Origin of the sequence: Faecalibacterium sp. DFI.5.82, assembly GCF_029076575.1 — a bacterium.
Lineage (GTDB): Bacteria > Bacillota > Clostridia > Oscillospirales > Ruminococcaceae > Faecalibacterium > Faecalibacterium duncaniae.
In genome coordinates, this window is record NZ_JARFIS010000314.1 from 1 (window position 1) to 323 (window position 323).

A 323-nucleotide genomic window follows, 5' to 3' on the forward strand; every position below is an offset into this window, starting at 1 on the left:
TGGCCCTTGATGTTATCGTAGGCTGCCTGTGCCTTGGCAAGCGCGTCCCGCAGCTCGGTGTATTCCTCGTCCACGGGCTCGGCCTCATCCAGCGCCTTTTGGGCATTGTTCAGAGCGGTCTCGGCATAGCCCAGCAGGGGATCAGCCACCTGTTTCAGGTTGACCAGCAGCTGGATCTGCTGAAGCTGATCCTCAAATTCCACTACCTGATCTTCGCTGCTCACCAGTGTGGCGGCACCGCTCTGCATGGTATCGGGCAGGGCGGCCTTCTGGGCGGCAAGCTCGGCTTCGCCTGCGTCCAGCTGGGTCTTGGCGGCATCCAG

At 61.9% G+C, this 323-nt stretch carries 1 protein-coding gene; it reads right to left on the reverse strand.

The window, feature by feature from the left end; all coding sequences use genetic code 11:
• A partial coding sequence (locus P0G09_RS16770) for a hypothetical protein (protein WP_275253232.1) occupies positions 1-323 on the reverse strand: 323 nt, incomplete at both ends.